The sequence below is a fragment of the Tsukamurella sp. USMM236 genome (assembly GCF_037148755.1).
Taxonomy (GTDB): Bacteria; Actinomycetota; Actinomycetes; order Mycobacteriales; family Mycobacteriaceae; genus Tsukamurella.
Genome location: NZ_JBBCSS010000001.1, coordinates 662061 through 684193, shown reverse-complemented (window position 1 = coordinate 684193; position 22133 = coordinate 662061). Strand labels below are relative to the sequence as shown.

At 71.1% G+C, this 22133-nt stretch carries 26 protein-coding genes; 14 read left to right on the top strand and 12 right to left on the bottom strand.

The genetic code is table 11. The features are described from left to right. Nucleotides 1-51 precede the first annotated feature (51 nt). Complete coding sequence (locus WFK95_RS03235; RefSeq protein ID WP_336669868.1) at nucleotides 52-1026, bottom strand: o-succinylbenzoate synthase; 975 nt, start codon at nucleotides 1024-1026, stop codon at nucleotides 52-54. Between the two features lie 24 nt (nucleotides 1027-1050). On the opposite strand from WFK95_RS03235, the gene WFK95_RS03230 reads away from it, so the two are divergent. The 5 genes from WFK95_RS03230 (at nucleotide 1051) to WFK95_RS03210 (ending at nucleotide 4004) form a co-directional block, all read left to right on the top strand. Further along, the gene (locus WFK95_RS03230) at nucleotides 1051-1977 is read left to right on the top strand and encodes a 1,4-dihydroxy-2-naphthoyl-CoA synthase (protein WP_224647586.1); all 927 of its coding nucleotides are present in this window, start codon (nucleotides 1051-1053) and stop codon (nucleotides 1975-1977) included. A gap of 6 nt (nucleotides 1978-1983) precedes the next feature. Continuing rightward, complete coding sequence (locus tag WFK95_RS03225; protein ID WP_336669867.1) at nucleotides 1984-2403, top strand: HIT domain-containing protein; 420 nt, start codon at nucleotides 1984-1986, stop codon at nucleotides 2401-2403. A gap of 31 nt (nucleotides 2404-2434) precedes the next feature. Continuing rightward, the gene (locus WFK95_RS03220) at nucleotides 2435-2884 is read left to right on the top strand and encodes an SRPBCC family protein (protein WP_336669866.1); all 450 of its coding nucleotides are present in this window, start codon (nucleotides 2435-2437) and stop codon (nucleotides 2882-2884) included. Between the two features lie 174 nt (nucleotides 2885-3058). After that, nucleotides 3059-3502, top strand: a complete 444-nt coding sequence (locus WFK95_RS03215; RefSeq protein ID WP_336669865.1) for a hypothetical protein — start codon at nucleotides 3059-3061, stop codon at nucleotides 3500-3502. Between the two features lie 40 nt (nucleotides 3503-3542). After that, nucleotides 3543-4004, top strand: a complete 462-nt coding sequence (locus tag WFK95_RS03210) for a hypothetical protein (protein ID WP_224647582.1) — start codon at nucleotides 3543-3545, stop codon at nucleotides 4002-4004. A gap of 10 nt (nucleotides 4005-4014) precedes the next feature. Here WFK95_RS03210 and WFK95_RS03205 read toward each other — a convergent pair whose 3' ends face one another. Together WFK95_RS03205 and WFK95_RS03200 are read right to left on the bottom strand one after the other, a co-directional pair. Then, a complete protein-coding gene (locus WFK95_RS03205; protein WP_224647581.1) occupies nucleotides 4015-4359 on the bottom strand; it encodes a VOC family protein in 345 nt (114 codons plus the stop codon). A gap of 138 nt (nucleotides 4360-4497) precedes the next feature. Further along, nucleotides 4498-5637, bottom strand: coding sequence for a BTAD domain-containing putative transcriptional regulator (locus WFK95_RS03200; protein WP_224647580.1), 1140 nt, complete (start codon nucleotides 5635-5637; stop codon nucleotides 4498-4500). A 207-nt stretch (nucleotides 5638-5844) separates the two neighbouring features. On the opposite strand from WFK95_RS03200, the gene WFK95_RS03195 reads away from it, so the two are divergent. The 8 genes from WFK95_RS03195 to WFK95_RS03160 all read left to right on the top strand — a co-directional run bounded on the left by WFK95_RS03195 (nucleotide 5845) and on the right by WFK95_RS03160 (nucleotide 13401). Then, nucleotides 5845-7092: an inorganic phosphate transporter gene (locus tag WFK95_RS03195; protein WP_224647579.1), complete on the top strand. Its 1248-nt coding sequence runs from the start codon at nucleotides 5845-5847 to the stop codon at nucleotides 7090-7092. A gap of 12 nt (nucleotides 7093-7104) precedes the next feature. Further along, a complete protein-coding gene (locus WFK95_RS03190; protein ID WP_224647578.1) occupies nucleotides 7105-7407 on the top strand; it encodes a hypothetical protein in 303 nt (100 codons plus the stop codon). Nucleotides 7408-7417: 10 nt separating this feature from the next. Further along, nucleotides 7418-7729 carry a DUF3349 domain-containing protein gene (locus WFK95_RS03185; protein ID WP_224647577.1) on the top strand — a complete coding sequence of 104 codons (312 nt, stop codon included), beginning with the start codon at nucleotides 7418-7420 and terminating at the stop codon, nucleotides 7727-7729. 146 nt (nucleotides 7730-7875) lie between these two features. Continuing rightward, entirely contained in the window at nucleotides 7876-8277 is a 402-nt protein-coding gene (locus WFK95_RS03180; RefSeq protein ID WP_224647576.1) for a DUF3349 domain-containing protein, read from the top strand. A gap of 9 nt (nucleotides 8278-8286) precedes the next feature. Continuing rightward, nucleotides 8287-9429 (top strand): o-succinylbenzoate--CoA ligase, encoded by a 1143-nt coding sequence (gene menE / locus WFK95_RS03175; RefSeq protein WP_224647575.1) that lies wholly within the window; start codon nucleotides 8287-8289, stop codon nucleotides 9427-9429. A 34-nt stretch (nucleotides 9430-9463) separates the two neighbouring features. Then, nucleotides 9464-10609 carry a DUF3089 domain-containing protein gene (locus WFK95_RS03170; RefSeq protein WP_224647574.1) on the top strand — a complete coding sequence of 382 codons (1146 nt, stop codon included), beginning with the start codon at nucleotides 9464-9466 and terminating at the stop codon, nucleotides 10607-10609. Between the two features lie 102 nt (nucleotides 10610-10711). Then, nucleotides 10712-12505: an acyl-CoA dehydrogenase gene (locus WFK95_RS03165; RefSeq protein ID WP_224647573.1), complete on the top strand. Its 1794-nt coding sequence runs from the start codon at nucleotides 10712-10714 to the stop codon at nucleotides 12503-12505. A 20-nt stretch (nucleotides 12506-12525) separates the two neighbouring features. Beyond that, entirely contained in the window at nucleotides 12526-13401 is an 876-nt protein-coding gene (locus WFK95_RS03160) for a 1,4-dihydroxy-2-naphthoate polyprenyltransferase (RefSeq protein ID WP_224647572.1), read from the top strand. Between the two features lies 1 nt (nucleotide 13402). Here the strand turns inward: WFK95_RS03160 and WFK95_RS03155 are convergent, their stop codons facing one another. From WFK95_RS03155 to WFK95_RS03145, 3 genes are all read right to left on the bottom strand, one after another. Then, a complete protein-coding gene (locus WFK95_RS03155) occupies nucleotides 13403-13960 on the bottom strand; it encodes a LysR family transcriptional regulator (RefSeq protein ID WP_224647571.1) in 558 nt (185 codons plus the stop codon). Between the two features lie 349 nt (nucleotides 13961-14309). Then, a complete protein-coding gene (locus WFK95_RS03150) occupies nucleotides 14310-15410 on the bottom strand; it encodes a PLP-dependent cysteine synthase family protein (protein ID WP_224647570.1) in 1101 nt (366 codons plus the stop codon). Then, nucleotides 15407-15706 (bottom strand): DUF4229 domain-containing protein, encoded by a 300-nt coding sequence (locus WFK95_RS03145; RefSeq protein WP_336669864.1) that lies wholly within the window; start codon nucleotides 15704-15706, stop codon nucleotides 15407-15409. Before WFK95_RS03145 ends, WFK95_RS03150 begins: the two co-directional genes overlap by 4 nt. Before the next feature lie 177 nt (nucleotides 15707-15883). Here WFK95_RS03145 and WFK95_RS03140 point away from each other — a divergent pair, with 177 nt between their 5' ends. Next, a complete protein-coding gene (locus WFK95_RS03140; protein ID WP_074850913.1) occupies nucleotides 15884-16045 on the top strand; it encodes a BldC family transcriptional regulator in 162 nt (53 codons plus the stop codon). Nucleotides 16046-16129: 84 nt separating this feature from the next. Here the strand turns inward: WFK95_RS03140 and ccsB are convergent, their stop codons facing one another. The 6 genes from ccsB to hemL are packed head-to-tail and all read right to left on the bottom strand — an operon-like array spanning nucleotide 16130 to nucleotide 22059. Continuing rightward, nucleotides 16130-17128: a c-type cytochrome biogenesis protein CcsB gene (gene ccsB, locus WFK95_RS03135; RefSeq protein WP_224647610.1), complete on the bottom strand. Its 999-nt coding sequence runs from the start codon at nucleotides 17126-17128 to the stop codon at nucleotides 16130-16132. 2 nt (nucleotides 17129-17130) lie between these two features. After that, complete coding sequence (gene resB / locus WFK95_RS03130; RefSeq protein WP_224647568.1) at nucleotides 17131-18723, bottom strand: cytochrome c biogenesis protein ResB; 1593 nt, start codon at nucleotides 18721-18723, stop codon at nucleotides 17131-17133. After that, nucleotides 18723-19508: a cytochrome c biogenesis CcdA family protein gene (locus WFK95_RS03125; RefSeq protein ID WP_336669863.1), complete on the bottom strand. Its 786-nt coding sequence runs from the start codon at nucleotides 19506-19508 to the stop codon at nucleotides 18723-18725. Before WFK95_RS03125 ends, resB begins: the two co-directional genes overlap by 1 nt. Next, nucleotides 19508-20098, bottom strand: a complete 591-nt coding sequence (locus WFK95_RS03120) for a TlpA disulfide reductase family protein (RefSeq protein ID WP_224647566.1) — start codon at nucleotides 20096-20098, stop codon at nucleotides 19508-19510. Before WFK95_RS03120 ends, WFK95_RS03125 begins: the two co-directional genes overlap by 1 nt. Further along, nucleotides 20095-20724 carry a histidine phosphatase family protein gene (locus WFK95_RS03115; RefSeq protein ID WP_336669862.1) on the bottom strand — a complete coding sequence of 210 codons (630 nt, stop codon included), beginning with the start codon at nucleotides 20722-20724 and terminating at the stop codon, nucleotides 20095-20097. Before WFK95_RS03115 ends, WFK95_RS03120 begins: the two co-directional genes overlap by 4 nt. Nucleotides 20725-20733: 9 nt before the next feature. Then, a complete protein-coding gene (hemL, locus tag WFK95_RS03110) occupies nucleotides 20734-22059 on the bottom strand; it encodes a glutamate-1-semialdehyde 2,1-aminomutase (RefSeq protein ID WP_336669861.1) in 1326 nt (441 codons plus the stop codon). Nucleotides 22060-22133 lie beyond the last annotated feature (74 nt).

Genomic DNA, 22133 nt, shown 5'->3' with positions numbered 1-22133 from the left:
AACGGACGTGCGCAGGCGCACCTCTACCGCACCAGAACCCGACATCGTGAGCTACACGGCGAGCGCGTGGCACCGTCGGAGACGATCGAGCCACCAGTCCCGGCGCTCCCCCGTCACTTCGACCGCCGCCAGCTGCGCCTCGGTCGGCGCGACGGCCCGCACCCGCAGCGCGCCGTCGACGAGCGGATGCTCGCCGAGGTCCGCGGTGAAGAAGCCGCCCGTGCCGAGGCCCGCGGCGTTCCCGTCGGAGATGCACGCCGCGGCGGCGATCCCGGCAGACAGCCCGACGGCGGTGTCGAGCGCGGAGGAGACCGTCACCCGCACGCCCGCAGCCGCTTTCAGTGCGTCGGCCACGTCCAGCACTGCCCGGACCCCACCCAGCGGCGCCACCTTCACCACCGCGACGTCGGCCGCGCCGAGCTCCGCGACGCGCATCGGATCGTCGGCGCGGCGGATGGATTCGTCGGCGGCGATGTCGCAGGCGCCGCCCAGCCGGCGGCGCACCTCGGCCAGATCCTCGACGGTGGCGCAGGGCTGTTCGGCGTAGTCGAGCGGGCCGCCCTCGAGCAGCCGGGCGATCGCGCGCTCGGCCTGATCCACGGTCCAGCCGCCGTTCGCGTCGACGCGGATCGCCCGGTCGGGCATCGCCTCCCGCACGGCCGCCACCCGGGCCAGGTCCTGCGCGAGCGTCTGTCCCGTCTCTGCCACCTTCACCTTCGCGACCCGGCAGCCGGGGAACCGCGCCAGGATCTCGGGGACCCGGCTCGGCCCGACGGCGGGCACGGTCGCGTTCACCGGCACCGCGTCGCGCAGGGGCTCCGGGAAGCCCGCGTACGCGGCCTCGATCCCGGCCCGCAGCCAGAGCGCGGCCTCGGCATCGTCGTACTCGGGGAAGGGGCCGAACTCGCCCCAGCCGGCGGGCCCCTCGAAGACGACGGCCTCGCGGGCCGTGATCCCGCGGAAGCGCACCCGCATCGGCAGGCGCACCACGCGCGCCGCGGCCACCAGTTCGTCGACGTCCACCACGACCCCAACAGTAGAGTCGGCTGCGTGACTTTCAACCCCGAGCTGTGGCAGCCGGTCCCCGGATTCGAGGACCTGACCGACATCACGTACCACCGGCACATCACGCAGGGCACCGTCCGCGTGGCCTTCGACCGGCCGGAGGTGCGCAACGCCTTCCGCCCGCACACCGTCGACGAGCTGTACCGCGCGCTGGACCACGCACGGTGCACCCCGGACGTGGGCGCGGTGCTGCTCACCGGCAACGGCCCGGCGCCGAAGGACGGCGTGTGGTCGTTCTGCTCGGGCGGGGATCAGCGCATCCGCGGGCGCTCCGGCTACCAGTACGCCACCAGCCACGACTCCGACGTCGAGGCCGCGACCGCCGACGGTGTCGACGAGGCCCGGGTGAAGGCCGAGGGCGGCCGCCTGCACATCCTCGAGGTGCAGCGCCTCATCCGGTTCATGCCGAAGGTCGTGATCGCGCTGGTCAATGGCTGGGCCGCGGGCGGCGGACACTCCCTGCACGTCACCTGCGACCTCACGCTCGCGAGCCGCGAGCACGCCAAGTTCAAGCAGACCGACGCCGACGTGGGCAGCTTCGACGCCGGCTACGGCAGCGCCTACCTCGCCAAGCAGGTGGGCAACAAGTTCGCGCGCGAGATCTTCTTCCTGGGCGACGTCTACAGCGCCGAGGACATGCACCGCATGGGCGCCGTGAACCGCGTCGTCGACCACGACGAGCTCGAGAACGTCGCGCTCGAGTGGTCCGCGAAGATCCTCGGTAAGAGCCCGCAGGCGCAGCGGATGCTCAAGTACGCCTTCAACCTCCCCGACGACGGGCTGGTCGGGCAGCAGCTCTTCGCCGGCGAGGCGACGCGCCTGGCGTACATGACCGACGAGGCCGTCGAGGGCCGCGATTCCTTCCTGGAGAAGCGCGCCCCCGACTGGTCCCCCTTCCCCTACTACTACTGAGTCCCGGTGGCGCAGTGCGTGTTCTGCGCGATCGTCGCGGGTGAGGCGCCCGCGGCGATCGTCGCCGAGACGGACGAGGTGATCGCCTTCCTCGACGTCCGCCCGATGAGCGAGGGGCACACCCTCGTGGTCCCGAAGCGGCATGCGGCGCGCCTCGCCGACCTCGCCGCCGACGACGGCGCGCGGATGTTCGCGCTCGGGCACCGTCTGGCCCGGGCCGCGCGCGACGGCGAGGTCCGGGCCGACGGGGTGAACCTCGTCGTCAACGACGGCCGCGCCGCCTTCCAGACCGTCGATCACGTACACCTGCACGTGATCCCGCGGTTCGCGGGCGATAAGCGCGCCGTGCTCGGGCGCTTCCTCCGGCGCAAGCCGCGCACGTCCGACGGTGCCGCCACCCTGCTGCGCGACGCCCTGCCGGACTGACACCGCACGCCCGTCCGCGTATCGTGCTCGCATGGACGTGGACGTGGTGGTCGAGCGCGTGATTCCCGTTGCGCGCGAGCGGGTCGCGGAATTCGCGGGCGACCCGTCGAACGCCCCGCGGTGGTACGCCAACATCCGGTCCGTCGCCTGGCGGACGGAGCCGCCGGTGCGGCTCGGGTCGCGGATGGACTTCGAGGCGCGGTTCCTGGGGCGGCCGCTGGCTTACACGTACGAGGTGACGGAGCTCGTCGCGGGCGAGCGGATGGTGATGCGCACCGCCGACGGTCCCTTCCCCATGGAGACCACCTACACCTGGGAGACGGTGCCGGGCGGCACGCTCACGCGGCTGCGGAACCGCGGCACGCCCAGCGGTTTCGCGCGGGTCGCCGCGCCGGTCATGGCGCGGGCGATGCGGTCCGCGATGACGAAGGACCTCGACCTCTTGAGCCGACTCCTCGTCGACGACGATCCGCACGCCTGACGTGTGTGCGATCGTGACCGCTGAGCGGGCACGATCCGCACCCACCTCAGGGTCGCACGGGGCAGCGCACTGCCGGCCAGCAGCATTTCAATGCCTTCGGTAACGAATTCGATCGCCCCCCGATAGTCAGGTGTCAGAGACGACGCACCTTCGACATCGAGGAGCACTGATCACATGACCGCACGCACCACCCGCATCGCCCTTGCCGCCGGCGCCTGCGCCGCGCTCGCACTCGGAGCACTGCCCGCCGCCGCGAACGCCGACACAACCGTCCGGTTCGACGGCTGGGTCACCACGCCCGGCTTCGCTGATCCGATGCCCTTCCCCACCGTGCACTACACCGGGACCGTCGACGCGAAGGGCTGGATCACCGTGCGCCCCGACTGCATCAAGGGCGCGCTCGGCGGCCCCGCCGCGCCGTGCGTCGACAACCCCGGCACCCGCGCGCAGATCGCGACGCGCACCCTGAGCTGGTGGAACGACGGCAAGCGCTACGGCGGCGAGGTCAAGGCGCGGCCCGACGGGTCCTTCACCACGCTGATCGGCGAGAAGAAGGTCACCTTCACCGTCGGTGGGCCGGGCACCGTCGGCAAGGCGATCGGGCGCTACTCCGCCTGACCCCTTCCCGCACGCGCCCGCACCGGGTAGCTTCGGAATTATGGGAATCATTTCCATTAGCACCGAGCTACCGCTGTCGGCCGCCCGCGCCCGGACGATGGCCGCGACGCCCGAGGTGATGCTCTTCGTCCTCGCGCCCGTGTTGTCCTTCGATATGGCCGGGGCCCCGCCCGCGGGCGTCCCGGTGGAGGTGGGCTTCTCCGCGCGCGGCCGGGTGCACTGGCTGGGCGTCCTCCCCAGTTGGACGCACGAGATCATCGTGCGGCGGCTCGACGAGCTCGAGATCTACACCAACGAGCGCGGCGGACCGATCCGCGTGTGGAACCACCGCCTGACCTTCGATCCGCTCGGGCCTGGCCGGTGCCGCTACACCGACGCGATCGAGATCGAGGACGGCGTTCAGGGTCTGCTCACAGGCCTGTTCGTGCGCGCGATGTTCCGGCACCGTCATCGACGGTGGCGCGTCCTCGCCTCGACCGTCGCGGCGATCGACGCCTCCTAGCGGAAGAGAGTCAGCCGTGGGCGCGCTGGTGCCGCGGCTGGTACAGCCCGATCGCACCACCGCCGGGGAGCGTCAGCGACGTGAGCAGGCCCCACCCCTGGTCGGTGATCGGCGCGGTCTCGACGCCCCTGGCCTGCAGCGCCGCCACCTCCGCCTCGACGTCGTCGCACATCAGGTACAGCTCCTGCTTCGGCGGTCCGTCCGTGGGATGGACGGCGACCTCCGACGCGGGCAACGGCAGGATCAGCCAGCCCTGGCCGGCGTCGACCCCCTCGACGCCGAGGACGTCGCGCAGGAAGGCGCGGTCGGCGTCCGCGTCGCCGGAGTAGTGGATGATGTGCGCCCCGTTGATCATCCGCCCACGGTAGCGCCGAACCTTCGGTGCATCTCTGCGACGACACGCCGTCGCGCCACCGCAGAGTCCCACCGAATGTCCGTTTTGGCCAAGACGGTCACGATTGCATAGCGCGCGGATCGCCCTGCTACTCCTCGATTACTCCTCGATCACGCGGAAGACGTAGGTCGTCCTGCCCAGGGTGAGCTCGTCACCGTCGGACAGGGGGAGCTGGCCGGCGACGCGACGCTCCCCAACATAGGTGCCGTTGGAGGACTGCAGGTCGCGGACGGCGAACCCGCTGACGGAGCCGGTGATCACGGCGTGCTCGCGCGAGACCTTGGTGTCGTCGATGCTGATGTCGTTGTCGGGGAGGCGGCCGAGGCGGACCTCGCCGCGCACCGGGTACTCGGTCCCGTCCTCGGCGGTGAGCGTGCCGCGGGGGCCGGCACCGTCGATGGTCACGTCGGTCTCGGTCTTCTCGAAGGCCCGTCCGTCCCCCGGCTGCGCGGCGGGCCGCGCGACGGTGAAGGCCAGCTGCTCCTGCCGCAGCACCTTGCCCTCCAGCTCGACGAGGGCCGGCGTCGGATCGGCGCCCAGCTCGTCGGCGAGGGTGCGGCGCAGGTCGCGCGCGGCCTCGAGGGCGTCGGCCTGGCGACCGGTGACGTACAGCGCGGTGATGAGCTGCCCCCACAGCGGCTCCTGCAGCGGGTGCTCGGAGACGAGGCGGCGCAGCTCGCCGATGACCGACGCGGCGCGGCCCGCGGCGATCTCCGCGTCGTACATCGCGGACTGCACGGCGGCGCGCTCCTCCGCCATGCCGATGGCGAAGTTGTCCGCGAACTGCAGGCCCCGCAGGTCGGCGACCGCGTCGCCGCGGAACTCCGAGAGCGCGGAGGCGAAGGCCAGCGAGGCCCGGTCGTACCGGCCGGCGGCGGCCAGCTCGGCGCCGCGGCGGCGGGCCGAGTCGAACCGGCCGATGTCGGACTGCTCCGGGTCCAGGTCGAGGCGGTAGGTCGAGCCCGAGGTGACCAGCAGGCCGTCGAGGCCCGAACCGGCGCCCGGACCGCGCAGCGCCTTGCGCAGCCCGCTGACGAACACCTGCAGGCTGGCGCGTGCCGAGGCGGGCGGGTTGCCGTCCCACACCTGCTCGCTCAGGGAGTCGACGGTGACGGCGCGACCGCGGTTCATCACGAGCAGCGCGAGCACCGAGCGCGGCTTCACGCCCGACACCTCGTTCGGCGCGCCGTCCACGGAGAGCGACACCTGGCCCAACACGCGGATATCCAAAGACGCCATGCGCAAATAGTAGTCACGGCCCGTCAATCGTCCCGCGGTAGACCGCAAGATCCGCGCAAAACGGACATGACCAGGGGATTCTGAGAGCGCGCTGAATGAACATCTGGTGAACGCTCGCCGGACGAACACGAACCTGCAGGTCAGAAGGATGTCGAGCCCGTCTCACCCGTTTGGTGGAACGGGCCCCTCGGCCTCACTATTTTCACCATGAACAGCGAACTCATCATCCTGCTGTTGGTGATCGTGACGGCCCTCGCCTTCGACTTCACCAACGGCTTCCATGACACGGGAAATGCGATGGCCACCTCCATCGCGACCGGCGCCCTGAAGCCGAAGACGGCCGTCAGCCTCTCGGCGATCCTCAACCTGGTGGGCGCCTTCCTGTCCGTCGAGGTCGCTCTCACCGTGACCAACGCGGTGATCAAGATCCAGAACAAGGACGGCTCGCCGAAGCCCGAGCTCATCGAGAACGGCGGCCGCGCGCTGCTGATCATCGTGCTCGCCGGCCTCATCGGCGGCATCATCTGGAACCTGCTGACCTGGCTGCTCGGCCTGCCCAGCTCCAGCTCGCACGCGCTGTTCGGCGGCATGATCGGCGCCGCGATCGCCGCCCTCGGCGTCAGCGGCGTCGTCTGGAACGGCACCGCCAAGCTCGACGGCGTCATCGGCAAGGTCGTCCTCCCCGCTCTGTTCGCCCCGGTCGTCGCGGGCGTCGTCGCCGCGGTCGGCACGTACCTGGTGTTCAAGATCGTCGCCGGCGTCGCGGAGCGGTTCACCGAGGAGGGCTTCCGCTGGGGCCAGATCGGCACCGCCTCGCTCGTCTCGCTGGCGCACGGCACCAACGACGCGCAGAAGACCATGGGCGTCATCACCCTCGCGCTCATCGGCTACAGCCAGGGCAACCCCGGCAGCAGCGACAGCCTCCTGTTCTGGGACGACACGCACGGCGTCCCGCTGTGGGTGAAGTTCTCCGCCGCCGCCGCGATCGCCCTGGGCACCTTCCTCGGCGGCTGGCGCATCATCCGCACCCTGGGCAAGGGCCTGATCGAGATCAGCTCCCCGCAGGGCATGGCGGCCGAGGCCTCGTCGGCCACGATCATCCTCGTGTCGAGCCACCTCGGCTTCGCCCTCTCGACGACGCACGTCGCCACCGGCTCGATCCTCGGCTCGGGCGTCGGCAAGCCGGGCGCGACGGTCCGCTGGAACGTCGCGCTCCGCATGGTCGCCGCCTGGGTGATCACGCTGCCCGCGGCCGCCCTGGTCGGCGCGGTGATGTACTTCGTGGCCGCGAAGATCCCGACCCTGGCCGGTCCGATCGTCGCCTTCGCCATCCTGTGTGCGCTGTCGGGCTACATGTACTGGCGCGCCCAGCAGCAGAAGGTCGACTCCAACAACGTCAACGCCGAGTGGGACGACGAGACCAACGCGGTCGCGCCCACCGAGGCCAAGGTCTAAGGGGACCAGAGCATGCATACGATTTCCCTCGCCCTCGACGCTGTGTGGAAGGTCCTCCTCGTGGGCCTCATCCTCGGCGCCGGTCTGCCCGCCCTCTTCGCTGTGGGGGTCCGCGGCCTCGCGATCGGCAACGGCCACGAGCGGGAGGACGGCAGCGTCCACAAGCCCAATCCGATGGGCAACGCGCTCGCCGCGATCGCCTTCCTCATCGTCATCGTCGCGGTCGTGCTCGGCGTCTCGATGATCGTGGCCTCGGGCTTCAAGTACGAGCTCACGTTCGACAACATCTACCCGTGGTTCGAGAAGAAGAAGTAGGGGCGACCGCATGACCACCGAGAACTCCCAGGACAGCGTCCTCCAGCAGGTCCTCGACTGGCTCCGCGCCGGTTACCCCGAGGGCGTGCCGCCGAAGGACTACTTCCCTCTGCTCGCGCTGCTCACCAAGCAGCTGTCGGAGACCGAGGTCGACGCGGTGATCGGCCGTATCCTGGCCCAGCGCCCCGACGAGGTCCACAAGGACGAGATCGAGGCCGCGATCACCAAGGTGACGCAGGCCGAGCCCAGCGACGAGGACCTGCGCCACGTCGCGAGCAAGCTGGCCGCCGGCGGCTGGCCGCTCACCGGTTTCGCCAGCTGAAACACGTTCTCTTCGCTGTCGCTCACCCGAGCCGCGAGCGGCCCCCTATTCTGGAGTTCAGATAGGGGGCCGTTCCCGTATCGGTATCCGTATCGGCAGCACAACCGCGCCCCAGGGCGCACCCTCGCACCGGAGGTGGGGTCTTCATGAGTTCGAGTCCGAGTCCGGGCTTCCTGGCCAGGATCGTCGACTGGCTGCGCGCCGGCTATCCCGACGGCGTGCCCAACACCGACTACCAGCCGCTCCTCGCGCTGCTCGACCGGCAGCTGACGAAGGAGGAGCTGCGGGAGGTCACGCGCGAGCTGATCGACGACGCGCACCTCTCCCCCGAGGGGCTCGAGCCCATCACCCGCGTCGACGCGGGCGTCGCCATCAGCGGCCACACCCACGAGATGCCGCTGGAGAAGGACATCACCCGCGTCCGCGAGCGCCTCGAGCGCAAGGGCTGGCCCTTCGACGACGCCCCGCTCAACCCGGAGGGCTGCCCTCGGAACGGGCACGGCCCCGACGACCCGGACGCGCCGGGCCGGCCGGACCCCGCGCAGTAGCCTCGACCCGTGAACCTCGAGCCGCTGCCGATCGACACCGTCGAATCCGCCCTGCCGCGGCTCACCGCCCTCCTGGAGGGCACGGCGCCCGCGTGGCTGCCCGTGCCCGCGCACGATCCGCGCGAGGCCGCCCGGCTCACGGACGCGCTCGCCGCCGGGTCCCCGATCGACGAGCGCGTCGCCCTCGTGGTCGCGACGTCCGGCACCACGGGCACGCCCAAGGGCGCCATGCTCACCCGCGAGGCCCTCGCCGCCAGCGCCGCGGGCACGCACGCGCGGCTCGGCGGGCCCGGGCAGTGGCTGCTCGCGATGCCGCCGCACCACGTCGCGGGCGTGCAGGTGATGCTGCGCTCCCTCGCCGCCGGCCACGCGCCCGCCCAGCTCGACGTGCGCGCGGGCTTCGACCCCGCCGCCCTCGGCCCCGCCCACGCCACGATGACGGCGGACCGTCGATACGTCTCCCTGGTCCCGACCCAGCTGGTCAAGGTCCTCGCCGACCCGTCCGCCACGGAGGCCCTGGCCCGGTTCGACGGGGTGCTCATCGGCGGCGCCGCCTGCCCCGCCCCCGTCCGCGAGGCGGCGCTCGCCGCCGGCATCCGCATGGTCCGCACGTACGGCATGAGCGAGACGGCCGGGGGCTGCGTGTACGACGGTGCGCCCCTGCCGGGCGTCGAGATCCGCCTGGACGGCCCGGAATCGCGCGTCGTGCTCGGCGGCCCGACGGTGGCCCTCGGCTACCGGAACCTGCCCGAGCACCCCGCCTTCGCCGATCCCGGCTGGTTCCGCACGGACGACGCCGGGACGCTCACGGACGGCGTCCTCGCCGTCACGGGCCGGCTCGACGAGGCCATCTCCACCGGCGGCCTGACGGTCCTCCCCCAGGTCGTCGAGGCCGTCCTGGCGCGGGTGCCCGGCGTCGCCGAGGTCGCCGTCTTCGCGCAGCCCGATCCGCGGCTCGGCCAGCGGGTGGCCGCGGCGGTCGTGCCGGGACCGGGCGCGGAGGTCACCGTCGAGCTGCTGCGCGCGGCCGTCGAGGCCGAGCTGGACCGGACGGCGGCGCCGCGGGCGCTGTACCTCGTCGACGAGCTGCCCCGTCGCGGGCCGGGCAAGGTCGACCGGTGCGCGCTCGTCGACCGATTCTCGAAATACTGAGAGAATTTCAAAACTCTCGGTATATGGTCTGCGCATGATCCTTCGGCGCGCCCTCCGGCGACTGGCAGCGGTATCGGCGACTCTCGCGCTCGGCGCGGGCCTGGCGGCGGGCGCGGCCCAGGGCGCACCGTCGACGACGTGGATGTGCCGGCCCGGCACCGCGAACCCGTGCACCCTCCCCACCGACACCACCGACCTCGGCACCGGGAAGACGACCCCGGCCCGGAAGGTGACCGACGCCGAGAAGGCGGTCGACTGCTTCTACGTCTATCCGACGGTGACGAACCAGGTCGCGCTCAACGCCAACCCCGTGCGCATGCCCGAGGTCGACTCGATCGCCCGGTTCCAGGCGGCGCGGTTCGGGTCGATGTGCCGCGTCTTCGCGCCGGTCTACCCGCAGATCACCCTCACGGGCCTCGCACCCACGATGCTGATGCACCTGAAGCCGGTCGTCGACACCGCGTACGAGTCCGTGCGGACGGCCTGGCGCGAGTACCTGGCGCGCGACAACGGCGGCCGCGGCGTGGTCCTCATCGGGCATTCACAGGGAACGATGATGCTGCGCAAGCTGATCCGCGAGGAGATCGACGGCAACGCCGCCGTCCGGAACCGCCTCGTCGGCGCCTTCCTCATGGGCGGCAACGTGACCACCGCCGCGGGCCGCACCACCGGCGGCGACTTCCAGAACGTCCCGCTGTGCACCCGCCGCGGGGAGTTCGGTTGCGCGGTCGCCTACTCCACGGACACCGCCGCGCCCGTGATCTCGATGTTCGGCAACACCGACCTCGACCTCCTCTCCCAGACGATGGAACTCCCGGTCGGCGCGGGCAAGCACATCGCCTGCACCGACCCCGGCCCACTCTCCGGCGACTGGAGCCCCGTCGGCGTGACGGTGCCGAGCGAGCGCTACGCCTTCGGGATCATCTCCGTGCTCATGGACTACACGACCTTCCCCGAGGCGCTGCCCACGTCGGCCAGCACCTGGACGGTGAGCAGGAGCCGCGGCGTGGGGAGCTGCTCGGAGGTCAACCGGCACAGCATGTACCGGATCCGGCTGACGGTGCCCCAGCCACTCAACGAGCTGCCGCTGATGGGCACGCACCTGCTGGACGTGAACTTCGGCCTGGACCGCCTGGTCTCGATCGCGGCACAGCAGTCGGCGGCGTGGCGCGCGCGATGATCAGAGGTTGACCGACGTCACAAATATTCACGGTTGAAGGAATTTCGGGTAAGGTTACCGCCGAGTAAGATCGCTCCGCAGTACCAGCCCGATCGGAGAACCGTGAAGCAGAACATCGCAGCGCAGACCCCGCTGCTCAACCCCCGCGACGTCGACTTCCTGCTCTACGAGTGGCTGAACGCGGAGGAGCTGACCAAGCGCGACGCCTTCGCGGAGCACTCGAAGGAGACCTTCGACGCCGCGCTCGACCTGGCCGCCGACATCGCCGTGCAGAAGCTGTCCAACCACTACAAGGACGCGGACGCCAACGAGCCGACGATCCAGCCCGACGGCACCGCGAAGACGCTGCCCGCGACCAAGGCCGGGCTCGACGCGATCAACGAGGCCGGCTTCACCTTCGCCGAGCTGCCCGCCGAGGAGGGCGGCATCGGCCTGCCCTCGCTGATCAGCAAGGCCGCGTTCGCATGGATGCAGGCCGCGAACGTGTCGACCACCGTCTACTCGGGCCTGACCCTGGGCAACGGCAACGTGATCCGCTCCTTCGGCACCGACGAGCAGAAGCGACTCTTCCTCGAGCCGATGATCGAGGGCCGGTTCACCGGCACCATGTGCCTCTCGGAGCCCGACGCCGGCTCCGCGCTCGCCGACATCAGCGCCAAGGCCGAGCCCCGCGACGACGGCAGCTACGCCATCACCGGCACCAAGATGTGGATCACCGGCGGCGACCACGAGATGTCCGAGAACATCGTGCACCTGGTGCTCGCGAAGGTCCCGGGGGCGCCGGACGGCGTCAAGGGCATCTCGCTGTTCATCGTGCCGAAGTACCTGGTGAACGACGACGCGTCCGTCGGCGAGCGCAACGCCGTCACCCTGGTGAGCCTGAACCACAAGATGGGCAACAAGGGCACCACCAACTGCCTGCTCTCGCTCGACGGGGCCACCGGCTACCTGGTGGGCACCGAGAACCGCGGCCTCGTGCAGATGTTCCAGATGATGAACGAGGCGCGCGTGGCCGTGGGCCTGGCGTCGTCGTCGATCGGCTACACCGGCTACCTGCAGTCGCTCGAGTACGCCAAGACCCGCGTCCAGGGCCGGCCCGTCACCGCCCCGACGGGGCCGCAGGTCCCGATCATCGAGCACCCCGACGTGCGCCGGATGCTGCTCGCGCAGAAGAGCTACGTCGAGGGCGGGCTGGCGCTCGCCCTGTTCGGGGCGCGCCTCGTCGACGACGCGAACACCGCACCGTCGGAGGAGGAGCGGACCGCCGCCGGGCAGCTGCTCGACTTCCTCACCCCGATGATCAAGAGCTGGCCGAGCGAGTGGGCCACGAAGGCCAACGACTACGCCATCCAGATCCACGGCGGCTACGGCTACACGCGCGAGTTCAACGTCGAGCAGCTCTACCGGGACAACCGGCTCAACGCGATCCACGAGGGCGCCAAGGCGATCCACGGCCTGGACCTGCTCGGCCGCAAGGTGCCGCAGCACGGCGGCGCCGCCTTCGGGGCGCTGCTGGGCCGGTTCGAGGCGACGGCCGCGCGCGCCGACAAGGTCGAGGAGCTCGCGCCGCACGCCGCCGCACTGCGGGCCGCCGCCCAGCGCGCGGTCGAGATCACGATGGTTCTCGGCGGCACGGGCGACCCCGCGCTGTCGCTGGCGAACGCCACCTCCTACCTCGACGGCCTCGGCCACGTCGTGGTGGCGTGGCTGTGGCTGGACCAGGCGCTCGCGACGTACGCCGAGGACGGCACGGCCAAGGACGAGGCCTTCTACCGCGGCAAGCGGGCGGCCACGCAGTACTTCTTCGTGTACGAGCTGCCCAAGGCGTACACCGAGTTCGACCTGCTGGCGAAGCTCGACCGCACGACGCTCGACCTGGACACCTCGGTCCTGTAGCGACTGCATAGGCTGGGCGCATGGCAACCGCAGCGCAGTGGCTCGAAGGGGCCCGCCCCCGCACGCTCCCGAACGCGATCGCCCCGGTGATCGCGGGTACGGGGGCGGCGGGCTTCCTCGGCGAGGCGGTCTGGTGGAAGGCGCTCCTGGCGCTGGTGGTCTCGCTGTCGCTGATCCTCGGCGTGAACTTCGCCAACGACTACTCCGACGGCATCCGCGGCACCGACGACGAGCGCGTCGGCCCGCTGCGGCTCGTCGGGTCCGGGCTGGCCTCCCCCGCCGCCGTGAAGCGCGCGGCGTTCGCGTGCTTCGGCGTCGGCGGGGTCGCCGGCGTGGTGCTGTCGCTGACCTCGGCGCCGTGGCTGATCCTCGTGGGCCTGGCGTGCGTGGCCGGGGCGTGGTTCTACACCGGCGGGAAGAAGCCCTACGGCTACCTCGGCTTCGGCGAGATCGCGGTGTTCGTGTTCTTCGGCCTGGTCGCGGTGCTGGGTACCGAGTTCGTGCAGGCCGGGCGGATCGACGCGGCCGGTGTGCTCGCCGCGTGCGCGGTGGGCTCGTACAGCTCGGCGGTGCTCGTCGCCAACAACCTGCGCGACATCCCCACCGACCGCGAGTCCGGCAAGATCACCCTCGCCGTCCGCCTCGGCGACTCCCGCACCCGCGTCCTGTTCTCGGTCCTCGTCGCCGTCCCGACCGTGCTGGGCCTCGCCCTCGCCGCCGTCGCCACCCCGTGGGCACTCCTCTCCCTCGCCTCCGCTCCGCTCGCCGTCCGCGCCGCGCTGCCCGTGACCCGCGGCGGCCAGGGCCCCGCGCTCATTCCCGCGCTCGCCCAGACCGGCCTGGCGATGCTCGTCTGGTCCATCGGCGCCGCGGTCGGGCTGTTCCTGGGCGCGTAGCTCAGCCGAGGAACGTCAGGAAGGCCCGCACGGTGTCCGACGGGGCCGGCCGATTGAGCAGCTCCACACGGTCCAACCGGGTGAGTCGGATGACCTCGCCCTCGAGATCGTGCTTCTCCTGCCGATCGAATCGCTCGACGGCGAACTCGGCCCGGCCCGCGCGCACCGCTCCGAGCGGATCGTCGTCGAGGACCAGTTCGGCGCGGACGGATTCGGCCCGGTTCCAGCGGACGATCGCGCCGTCGAGGCGGTCCGGAATCGGGACGCCCTGGCGGTGGACGAACCTGAGGCCCGCCGCAGCGGCACCGCCACCGAGGGCAGCGAGTTCGTCGTACGCGGCGACGATCCGCTCGATGAGGGTGATCGCGGTCCGGGCGCCGGCGGCGAGCTGCGCGCCCGACGTGCCCCGCCGGAAGAGCTGCATGCCGACCATCTGCTCCGTCGCGGCGACCGCCCTCGTCACGGTCGATTGCGCCACGCCGTGCGCCCGCGCCGCCTCGTGCATGCTGTGCGTGCCGGCCACGGCCGCCACCAGTCTGAGTCGTTCGATATCGGACATGTCGGGACGGTAACTCCCACCCCTGACAGAAAATCGACGGCCGAGGGCCGACCTCATCGTCCGGACCCGGCGTGGTTCTTCACATCCGCGATGCGCCACGCGCATCACGGATACCCGCAGGTCAAGGATACTTTTTCTGGTGGGTGATGCACGAGGCGCATCACCCTTGTTCGCTCTGTCGGAACATCGCGACGTCGCCGCGCCGCGGACGCGACGCCCGGAACGAGCGGCGATGCGTTCCGCGCATCACCACCCTGATAAACACCCTTTTGACCTGGGAAAACAGGGTGATGCGTGCAGCGCATCCCTCGCGCGCATCGCTACCGACCGATTTCAGGCGCGGCCGGCACTACTCCCGCCAGGACCCGTCGGCCAGGAAGCGCTCGACGGTGAGCGTGGGCGGGATGAGGTCGAAGCCGCGGGACTGCACCCAGGCGTCGTCGAAGTAGGTGTCGAGGTAGCGGTCACCGTCGTCGGCGAGGAGGGTGACGACGCTGCCGGACCGGCCGGCCTGCAGCATCTCGGCGATCACGCCGAAGGCGCCCCAGAGGTTGGTGCCGGTGGAGCCGCCCACGCGGCGGCCGAGCATCGACGAGGCGATCCGCGCCGCGGCGATCGAGCCGGCGTCGGGCACGCCCACCATGCGATCGACGATCTCCGGGATGAACGAGGGTTCCACGCGCGGGCGGCCGATGCCCTCGATGCGGGAGGACTGCCCCGTCTGCACCGTGCAGTCGCCGGCGACGTAGCCGGGCAGGAAGCTGGAGTTCTCCGGGTCCACGACGCAGAGGCGGGTCGCGTGCCGGCGGTAGCGGATGTAGCGGCCGATGGTCGCCGACGTGCCGCCGGTGCCCGCGCCGACCACGATCCACGCCGGCTCCGGGTGATCCTCGAGGGAGAGCTGCGAGAAGATCGACTCGGCGATGTTGTTGTTGCCCCGCCAGTCCGTCGCGCACTCGGCGTGGGTGAACTGGTCCATGTAGTGCCCGCCGCGCTCGTGCGCGAGCCGCGCGGCCTCGGTGTACACCTCGTCGGCGCGGTCCACGAAGTGGCACGTGCCGCCCTCGCGCTCGATCAGCGCCACCTTCGCCGGCGACGTCGACTTCGTCATCACGGCGATGAACGGCAGGCCCAGCAGCTTCGCGAAGTACGCCTCGGACACCGCCGTCGAGCCCGACGAGGCCTCGATCACCGTCGTGCCCTCGCGCACCCACCCGTTGCACAGGGAGTACAGGAACAGGGATCGGGCCAGACGGTGCTTCAGGCTGCCCGTGATGTGCGTGGTCTCGTCCTTGAGGTACAGGTCGATCCCCGCGCCCCGCGCCCACTCCTCCAGCGGGAAGCGCAGCAGGTGGGTGTCGGCGCTGCGGCGCGCGTCGGCCTCGATCAGCCGGACGGCGTTGTCGACCCAGGACCGGTCCGCGGACCGGTCGTGAACGACGGTCGTCACTCGTCCACGCCCTGCAGCCGCCGCCGGAAGTCGTCGCGATTCTCCTTGCGCGCCTCGTCGATCACGGCGGCGCTCTCGTTCACCCGGGTACGCAGCTTCTTGCCGAGCACCATCGACAGCGGCAGGGACACCACGAGCGCGAACAGGAACACGGGAACGGGCGGCACCTCGTCGAGGAACAGCATGCCGAGCCCGTAGAGCACCGCGAAGACGACGACGACGAGCCCCAGGCGGAACAGCGTATAGAAAAAGATGTCGCGTGCCAGCGCCCGCTTGGCCGTACCCGTATCGGTCATGACCAAGAGCTTACTCCCCGTCCGAAATACGACTTTACCAATTCTTGGCACTCGGATAGAGGTTCGAGTACTCGGGCAAATCGCTGCATACTGGGCATCATGACCACGGCACACCCGAACCTCGCCCAGCGCGCAGCGGACCCCCGGGCCGCTGCTCCCCGTCAGCCCGAGCGACTCATGACCCCAGGCCAGGTGGCCGCGCTGTTCAACGTGAACCCCAAAACGGTCACCCGATGGGCCGGTGCGGGCCTTCTCGGCTCCGTCCGCACGCCCGGCGGGCACCGTCGCTTCCGCGCATCGGAAGTCTTTGCTCTGTTGAACCAAAACACCACGGCGTAGCCCCCGCACACGACGAAGGGCGCCGCTCCACCGAGATCCTCGGCGGGGCGGCGCCCTTGTCGTACGCGGGTACCCGGCGCGGACTCAGCCGGCGTAGGAGTGCAGGCTGCCCGTCGCGAAGTAGTTGATGATGAACAGGTTGAAGACGATCACGGCGAAGCCGAGGATGTTCAGGTAGGGCGCGGCCTTGCGCCACACCGACGTCGCCCGCGCGTGCAGGTACGCCGCGTAGAGGACCCACGCGATGAACGAGGTGGTCTCCTTCGGGTCCCACCCCCACGGTCGGCCCCACGCCGCCTCGGCCCAGACAGCGCCGCAGATCACGCCCGCGCTGAACAGCGGGAAGGCGACGATCACGGTGCCGTACGCCACGCGGTCGAGCACCTGCGTGGACGGGATGGCCTGCAGCAGCCGGCCGCCGACGCCGGAGGTGACGGAGACGGAACCGTCGGGCAGCTCGTACCGGCGGCGGATCAGGTACAGCAGGCTGGCGACGCCGGAGACCAGGAAGATGCCGGCGCCGATCGACACGATCGAGACGTGGATCGCGAGCCAGTACGACTTCAGCGAGGGCACCACGGGGCCGGCGGTCGTGTACAGCACGCCCTCCGCGACGAACATGAAGATCAGGATCGGGACCAGCACGAAGCCGAGGATCGGACGGGCCTCGGGCTTGCGCAGCAGCACCAGCGAGGCCAGGACCGCGCCCGCGCACATGATGGACATGAACTCGTACATGTTGCCCCAGGGCATGCGGCCCGTGGCGACGCCGCGCAGCACGATCGAGGAGACGTGCACGAGCAGGCCCGCGACCACCAGGGCGTAGCCCATCCGGCCGATCCGCTCGGACTTCGTGCGACGCGGACCGTCGTCGACGACCCGCCCGGGGGTGGAGTCGGTGGCGATCGGGCCGCCGCCCGCGGCGACGAGTTCGCGCTCGCGGTCGCGCGCGGCCGTCGCGTCCACGCGCGACGTGGCGAGCTCGATGACCATCAGGACCAGCGCGAGCGCGTAGATCCCGGTCGCGCTGGTGAACAGCACGTCGGCGAAGTTCGCCAGGTCGACGTTCGTCTCGGTTCCCATGGTCACGCCACTTTCTCACCGTCGGGACCGACCAGGCGGTCGGCCAGTGCTTCGAAGTCCTCGGTCCATCCGGCCTCGTCGGTGCGGGCCAGTCCGGCGATCTCCATCACGGTACCGCCGCCCTCGCGCGGGGTCAGCCGCACGAACACCCGCCGGCGCCGCACGGTGAGCGAGACGATGAGCCCGCCCAGCATCCCGATCGCGAAGACCAGCGTCCAGTTCTGCGCCGGGTTGTGGCTGACCTGCAGGGCCGCGAAGTTCGTGACCCCGTCGAACCGCACCTGGGTGCCGTCCTCGATCGTGGTCGACTGCCCGACGGTCAGGTTCACGCGCGCCTTCTTCGACAGCCGGCCGGAGTCGATCTGATCGCGGCTGAGCGAGAAGATGTTCTGCGGCTTGCCGGTGTCGAGGCCGGTGTCGCCCTGGTAGATGTCGATCGCGACGGCCGGATCGTTCGGCGCGGGGAACCGCGAGGTGAGCAGCGTCCCGTCGAGCTGCTTGGTGGGGGCGAGCAGCCCCTCGATCCCGATCTGCTTGGTGCGCCGCTCGTCCTCGGTGGGGTACAGCGCGGCCGGCGGGTCGAAGCGCAGGGCGCCGGAGGAGAGGAAGTTGATCTTGTCCTGCGGCGCGAACTGCATGGTCTGCGTGCGGACGGCGCCGTTCGGGTAGGTCACGGTGAAGGTGCCGGCGTAGCCGTGGCCCAGCATGTAGACCCGCACGCCGTCCATCCGGAGCGGCTTGTTCACCTCGATGTCGTACTTCTTCCAGGTTTCGGTCTGCAGCGCCTCGCCGTCCTGGTAGGAGGCGATCGTGCGGAACATGTCGGGCTGCGCGTTCGGCAGGAAGGTGGCCTGCACCTCGTCGGCCTTGAGGCAGAAGGGCGCGAGCCCGGTCCCGTCGACGAGGTTGCCGGCGCGGAAGTTGTCGTAGTTCGACGAGGTGTTGCAGAAGCCGTCGTCGCCCGCGATCACGATGCGCGAGCCCTCGTAGGAGAACTGCTGGCCGACGCCGATCGCGATGAGGATGCCCACCAGCGAGATGTGGAAGACCAGGTTGCCGGCCTCGCGGAGGTAGCCCTTCTCGGCGGAGACGGTGACGGTGCCCTCGGCCTCGTTCGCACCGCCGGGGCGGGAGATCTTGCGCCAGCCGCGCAGGCCGGCGAGCACCGTCTGCGCGGCGGCCTCCGGGTCCTGGTCGCTCTCGCGGGTGGTGTGTCGCGGCAGCCGGGACAGGTTGCGCGGCGTCGCGACGGGCGGGGTGCGCAGGGCGCGGAAGTGCTCGAAGCAGCGCGGCACGATGCAGCCGACGAGCGAGACGAACAGCAGCGCGTAGATCGACGTGAACCACACCGACTTGAAGACGCCGAAGAACTGCAGCTTGTCCATGATCTCGCCGAGCGTCCCGTGGTCGTCGATCCACTTCGCGGTGGCGGCGGAGTCGACGTCGCGCTGGGGCAGCAGCGCGCCGGGCATGGCGGCGACGGCCAGCAGGAACAGCAGGACCAGCGCGGTCTTCATCGACGTGAGCGAGCGCCACGTGTTGCGGACCGCGGCGAGGGCGCGGCGGGGCGGGGACTGCTTGACGGGGGTACTCATCAGATCGGCATCACTGTGTTCGAGACGAAGAGGCGGCGGACGAGGTCGATGAACTCGGCCCAGTAGCCGGTGACCAGCGCGACGCCGACGGCGATCATCAGCACGCCGCCGAAGATCTGGATGCGGCGCGAGTTGCGGCGCAGCCACCCGACGGCGCGGACGGCCACCGTCGACCCGAGGGCCAGGACGATGAAGGGCAGGCCGAGCCCCGCGCAGTAGGCCACGATGAGGATCGCGCCGCGGGCGGGCTCGGCGTCGGTGCCGACGACGATGGACAGGATCCCCGCCAGCGTCGGGCCGATGCACGGCGTCCAGCCGAGCGCGAAGACGCCGCCGAGCAGCGGCGCGCCCGCGAGGGTGGTCCACTGCCGCGGCGCGAACCGGACGTCGCGCTCGAGCATCGGGACCAGGCCGATGAAGGCGAGGCCCATGACGATGGTGACGACGCCGCCGATCCGCATCAGGGTGTCGGCGTTGAGCCGGATCGACGTGGCGAGCCCGAAGACCGACATCGTCATCAGCAGGAAGACGGCGGTGAAGCCGGCGACGAACAGGATCGCGGCGCCCATGACGCGCCACCGGCCCGCCCGCACGCCCGCCTTCGCCTCGTCGACGGTGGCGGCCGGGGCCTCGGCCCCGACGAGCCCGGCCAGGTACGACAGGTAGCCCGGCACGAGCGGGACGATGCACGGCGAGGCGAACGACACGAGCCCCGCGAGCAGGCACGCGCCGAGCGCGAGCAGCAGCGGGCCCGAGACGGCCGCGGTGGCGAAGGCCTCTCCCATCAGCCCTCCCCCAGCACCTTCTCGATGGTGTCCGTGAGTTCCTTCTCGCCGACGGTGGTCAGGTAGGACGCCGCCACGCGGTGCTGCCGGTCGAGGACGAAGGTCATCGGCACGACGGTGGTCGGGTACTGCTCGCCGATGGCCAGCAGCGTCTTGCCGGGCGGGTCGTAGATCGACGGGTAGGTCAGGCCCTGCGAGCCGATGAAGTCGCGGGCGGCGTCGTCGCCAGCGGTCTCGCGCACGTTGATGCCGAGGAACTGCACGCCCTTGTCCTTGGTGGCGACGAAGGTGCGCTCGAGCTCGGGCGATTCGAGGCGGCACGGGGCGCACCAGCTGCCCCAGACGTTGATGACGACGACCTTGCCGGCGTAGTCGGAGAGCTTGATCGTGGTGTTCGGGTCGGTCACGCTGCGCCCGGACAGGTTCTCGACGGTGCTGCGCTGCCCGGGCTCGTAGAACTGCCGGACCTTGCCGCCGGGGGCGATCACGCCGCCCTTGGCGGCCTGGTCGGAGAGCTGGACGCAGCCGGACGCGCCGAAGGCGACCGCGCCGGCGACCACGAGGGCGGCGGCGCGGCGGGCGAGCCTCACGCGCCGCGCACCAGCGGGTCGGTGGCGCCCGCCGGCTCGGAGTACACGATGTCGACGAGCTCGTCGCCGTCGTAGACGAGGCTGGTGAGCGAGGCGAGGGAGCACTGCCGGTTGCGCGGGTCGTGCCAGAGGCGCTTGCCCTCGAGCTGGCGGCGCAGGGTCACGACGGGCAGCTGGTGGCTCACGAGGACGGCCTCGTGGCCGCGGGCCCGGTCGCGCGCGATGTCGACGACGCCGACCATGCGGTGCGCAATCTGCAGGTACGGCTCGCCCCACGACGGGGTGAAGGGATCGCGCAGCTTGGCCCAGTGCTTGGGCTGGCGCAGGGCACCGTCGCCGACGGCCACCTTGAGGCCCTCGAACTGGTTACCCGCCTCGATGAGCTCGTCGTCGGTGATGATCGGCAGCCCGTGCGACGCGGCGATGGGGGTCGCGGTCTCCTGGGCGCGCTGCAGCGGCGAAGCGAATACGGCGGTGATGTCGTGGTCGGCGAGCGCGTCGGCCACCGTCTGCGCCTGCGCCCGGCCCTTCTCGGACAGGCAGAACCCGGGGAGGCGGCCGTAGAGGATGCCGTCGGGGTTGTGCACCTCGCCGTGCCGCATGACGTGCACGATCGTCTGGGTCATCTGGGTCTCCTACTGCGTCGCCGCGGCGGCGGCGCGGGCGGCGGCGGGCAGCGCCGCCTCGATGGATGCGAAATCGTCGTCGCTGAGCGCGGCGGAGACGAACCACGCCTCGAAGGCGCTGGGCGGCGGGTAGATCCCCTGCTCGAGCAGGGCGTGGAAGAAGGGCGCGAAGCGGAAGGTCTCGGCGCCCTTGGCCTGGGCGTAGTCCTTGACGGGCCCGTCGGTGAAGAAGACGGAGACGAGGTTGCCCGCGTACTGGACGTGGTGCCGCACGCCCTCCGCGGTGAGCGCGTCGCCGATGAGCCCGCCGAGGCGGATCGAGTTGGCGTTGAGCTTGGCGTACACCTCGTCGGTGGCGTGCTGCAGCGTCGCGAGGCCCGCGGCCACGGCGACGGGGTTCCCGGACAGCGTGCCGGCCTGGTAGACGGGGCCGAGCGGCGCGAGGTGGCCCATCACGTCGGCGGAGCCGCCGAAGGCCGCGGCGGGCAGCCCGCCCGACATGACCTTGCCGAAGGTGAACAGGTCGGCGTCCACGGGATCGAGGCCGTACCAGCCGGCCTTGCTCACGCGGAAGCCCGTCATGACCTCGTCGAGGATGAGGAGGGCACCGTCGGCCCTGGTGATCTCGCGCAGGGCCTCGTTGAAGCCCGGCTGCGGCGGGACGGCGCCCATGTTGCCGGCGGCGGCCTCGGTGATGACGGCGGCGATCTGCCCGGGGTACTGCGCGAAGGCCTCGCGCACGGCGGCGAGGTCGTTGTAGGGCAGGACGACGGTGTCGGCCGCCTGCGCGCCCGTCACGCCAGGGCTGGTGGGAAGGCCGAGCGTGGCGACGCCGGAGCCGGCGTCGGCGAGCAGCGCGTCGACGTGGCCGTGGTAGCAGCCGGCGAACTTGATGATCTTGGCGCGGCCGGTGACGCCGCGGGCCAGGCGCACGGCGCTCATGGTGGCCTCGGTGCCGGAGTTGACCAGGCGCACCCGCTCGACGGGGGCGACGCGGGCGATGATCTCCTCGGCCAGCGCGATCTCGGCCTCGGTGGGAGCGCCGAAGCTCAGGCCGGTGGTGGCGGCGCGCTGCACGGCGTCGACGACGGCGGGGTACGCGTGGCCCAGGATCATCGGTCCCCAGCTGGAGACGAGGTCGACGTAGCGGTTGCCGTCGGCGTCCACGAGCTGCGAACCGGAGGCCGAGACGATGAACCGCGGGGTGCCGCCGACGGCCGAGAAGGCGCGCACCGGGGAGTTCACCCCGCCGGGGATGGAGCGGGCCGCGCGCTCGAAGAGGGCCGCGCTGGCCGGGGCCGCTGTGTCGCTACCGGGGGCGATGGGGGAACTCACGACCTCCAGTGTCCCAAACGAGCGCAACTCGTCAACTACAGGGTGTAGGAGTTCAGCGGAAACCGCCCCGTTGG